General features: G+C 50.8%; 2 protein-coding genes and 2 tRNA genes. All 4 read left to right on the top strand.

Features of this window, described 5'->3' with window-relative positions:
* Window positions 1-78: 78 nt before the first annotated feature.
* The 4 genes from IM700_RS22845 (at window position 79) to IM700_RS22860 (ending at window position 3,597) form a co-directional block, all read left to right on the top strand.
* On the top strand, window positions 79-1,044 hold the full coding sequence (locus tag IM700_RS22845; protein WP_155607516.1) for an aldolase catalytic domain-containing protein: 966 nt from the start codon (window positions 79-81) through the stop codon (window positions 1,042-1,044).
* Between the two features lie 139 nt (window positions 1,045-1,183).
* Window positions 1,184-3,286 (top strand): putative bifunctional diguanylate cyclase/phosphodiesterase, encoded by a 2,103-nt coding sequence (locus IM700_RS22850; RefSeq protein ID WP_193419152.1) that lies wholly within the window; start codon window positions 1,184-1,186, stop codon window positions 3,284-3,286.
* Between the two features lie 129 nt (window positions 3,287-3,415).
* Window positions 3,416-3,489: transfer RNA gene (locus IM700_RS22855), tRNA-Pro, on the top strand.
* A 34-nt stretch (window positions 3,490-3,523) separates the two neighbouring features.
* Window positions 3,524-3,597: transfer RNA gene (locus IM700_RS22860), tRNA-Gly, on the top strand.
* Window positions 3,598-3,696 lie beyond the last annotated feature (99 nt).

Here is a 3,696-nt window from a genome sequence, read left to right on the forward strand (position 1 = left end):
ACTTCGTGATTCAAAGATGACTTTTCGAACAACCTTTAGTAAGATGGATAGTAAAACGATGGAGAGGAATATGCGGGTATGAAAGCCAACCAATGCAAAATCGTCGATTGCACCATACGTGACGGAGGACTGGTGAATAACTGGGACTTCAGCGTAGAATTTGTCCAAAAATTGTACGCAGGCTTAAACGAGGCAGGCGTGGATTATATGGAAATCGGCTACAAAAACTCGCCCAAGCTGCTGAAAGGCGCTGATGAAGCCGGCCCTTGGCGGTTTCTGGACGACGATTTCCTGCGCAAGGTAATTCCTCAAAAAGGAACGACGAAACTATCCGCGCTGGTCGACATCGGTCGGGTGGATGAAAACGATATTTTACCGCGCAGCGAAAGCTTGCTCGATTTGATTCGGGTCGCTTGCTACATTAAAGATGTTGATAAGGCATTGCAATTGGTTCAATTGTTCCATGACCGAGGTTACGAGACCACGCTGAACATTATGGCGTTGTCTAATGTAATGGAGAACGAGCTGCTGGAAGCGTTCGAGATGATTAAGGAGAGCGTCGTTGACGTTGTCTACATCGTCGATTCGTACGGAAGTCTCGACTATAAAGACATGGAGTATTTGGTCAATAAGTTCAAAACTCATCTTCCGGGTAAACGCTTAGGTGTGCATACCCATAACAACATGCAGCTGGCGTTCTCCAATACGCTGGTGGCTGCCGATCACGGAGTAGAGCTGCTGGACGCTTCCGTGTACGGCATGGGGCGCGCGGCCGGCAACTGCCCAACCGAATTGCTTGTAACTCATCTGAAGAACACGAGTTACAAGTTGCGCCCTATTCTGGAAGTTTTGGAAGAACTGCTGATTCCGCTTCGTGAAAAAGAGGAGTGGGGGTATTTGATCCCATACATGATCACCGGGACGCTTGACGAGCATCCACGCTCCGCGATGGCGCTTCGGGCATCAGAGGACAAGGATAAGGCCGTCGATTTTTACGATAAGCTGACGACGCCTGAGACGACGGTAAATCGGACAAAAAAATAAGGATATCAAGCCCGGCGCCTCGCGTCCGGGCTTCTTTTTTCATCGACAAATTTGGGGAAAAGGCAGGAAATAAGCGGAATATGTTGAATTAGTAGTTTCATGACGGAAGACAGAACTTACCTCCGGAGGTTGATACGCATTGAGGATTAGGGCAGAGGAACAAACGACAATCATCCAAGGGGTAATCGGGTTGGCGGCAATGGTCGGGGTGGTCCGGCTGTCGGCGGGGAACGATTTTCCGCCAGGAACGGACACGCTCATTCAAACGATGCATCTCCTGGCCGGTTTGATGTGCCTGGCTGTTTCGTTTGCCATATTTGCACAGGGATGGATTCTGTTCATCGACAAACTTTCCAAGCAGCGGCTATACACGGCCGTTTTATTTACAATGATCGGGATCTTGGATATTCTGTACGCCGCTTCGTACGGTGACATCATGCTGCTCGGATTTAAACCGGGCGAAAGCCTGGCGACCTGGTTTTTGGCGATCTCGCATACGCTGGGGGCGCTCGGGATGCTGCGGATTTTTGCCACGGAGGATCAGCAGGTGAACGGACGCCAGAAAATCGTCATGTTTACGGGAGCAGGCCTGTTAACCCTGATGGGGTTGTTGGGATTAAACCGGTACCAAAGCAGCCTCCCCTCGCTGTTCAATCTAGAGATTGGGCAGCTCATCCTGCGAGCAGGTATTCCGTTGTTGTATATCATCGCCGCTATAGCGGTCCTATACCGGCATCGGTCAGAACGTCCTCCGGCAATTATGACGGTGACCCGAGCGCTGTTGTTCATGGCGATGGGGCACGTTCTTCTGACCTCCCCACCGGGGCAAGGCGGAGATTTGGCGCAGGCGGCGGGCCAATGGTTTATGAGCATTTCTTATTATTTCGTACTTAAAGGGGTCTACCGGCTGACGATTGAAGAGCCGATGCGCGGCAAGCAGCTGGCGGAAGCCCAAATGAAGCATATGGCTTACCACGATGATTTAACCGGTCTGCCGAACCTGCGGCAAATGAAAGAGCAGTTGGGCGAATTGCTTGCGTTTTCTCAAGCTTGTACCGGCGTTGCGGTGATTAATATTGACCGGTTTAAGGCGATTAACGATTCCTTGGGCTACAGTGCGGGAGATAAGCTGTTGACCGAGCTGGGAAGTCGATTGTCGGCGCTAGGGGGAACGCAGCGGCGAGTGTACCGGATGGGCGAAGACGAATTTGCCGTGATCTTTCCGGAACTGCCGGATGATGCGGCGGCCGAGGAGCGGGCCAAGGAGCTGTTAGCTTCTGTAGATCCGGCGGTGCTGATCGATGATACTGAATATCATATTTCACTAAGCATGGGCTTGTCCGTATTCCCGGATGACGGGGATTCGGTGAACCAGATGATTCAATATGCGGATATGGCAGTTCATCATGCCAAGGAACAAGGCGTGGACTTTATGCGGTATCATGCGGCCATGAAGCAACGTACCCAATCCAAGGTGGAATTGGAGAACGATATGCGTAAGGCGCTGGAGCGGGAGGAGTTCTTCCTGGAGTTTCAGCCGCAGATCAGTTTGAATACAGGCAAAATGGTCGGGATGGAGGCGCTGGTCCGTTGGAACCATCCGAAGCGGGGGCTTTTGCCGCCAAGCGAATTCATACCGCTAGCCGAGGAGAGCGGCCTCATCGTTCCGCTCGGAGAATGGGTGCTGAAAACGGCTTGTCTGCACAATAAAAAATGGCAGTTGGACGGCTTTGAACCGGTTTGCGTATCCGTCAACTTATCGATGCGACAGTTCCGGCAATATAATTTGGCTGAGCACGTGGACGCGATCTTACGCGAGGTCGGGTTGGACCCTCGTTACCTGGAGCTTGAAGTAACGGAAAGTATGACGTACGATATTGAAACCGCCCTGGATCAGCTTCATCGCTTGAAGCGTTTGGGAATACATATCAGTATCGATGATTTTGGCACAGGCTATAGTTCCCTTTATTATTTGAAAAGCCTGCCGATCGACCGCTTGAAAATCGACCGTGCCTTCGTAAAAGAAGTCATGTACGACGGGAATGATGCGGCCATCGTCTCCACCATTACCACCATGGCTCATCACTTAAAGCTGAAAGTGACGGCTGAAGGCGTGGAGAACGAGGAGCAGTTGGAGTTCCTCAAGCTCCAGCGATGCCACGAAGGACAAGGATATCTGTTTAGCAAGCCGGTACCTGCCGGCGTGCTGGAAAGCGAGTTCCTTAGCCGGCTTGCCGGCTAAGGTTTTTTTATCTTGTAGGGCTTTGCGGATATAGATTCCTCAGAAGGTTTCCAGGAATTCCCGCTTGCTTCGCCTCCCGAAACGTGGTATATTAATTTTTGCCTTCCCAAAAGGGGCCTGCATTTACATCGGGACGTAGCTCAGCTTGGTAGAGCACCTGGTTTGGGACCAGGGGGTCGCATGTTCGAATCGTGTCGTCCCGATCTTTCATGATTCTTAATCTATAGCAGGTCATATGCGGGTGTAGTTCAATGGTAGAACTCCAGCCTTCCAAGCTGGTAGCGTGGGTTCGATTCCCATCACCCGCTCCATAATGAAGAAGTCGAAATCCTTACTCTGGTAAGGATTTTTTTGCGTATTAAAGAAGAAATAGAGGTCCCTCAAAATTTAAATACACAATTTTTAATATA

The sequence above is a fragment of the Paenibacillus rhizolycopersici genome (assembly GCF_014947195.2).
Lineage (GTDB): Bacteria > Bacillota > Bacilli > Paenibacillales > Paenibacillaceae > Fontibacillus > Fontibacillus rhizolycopersici.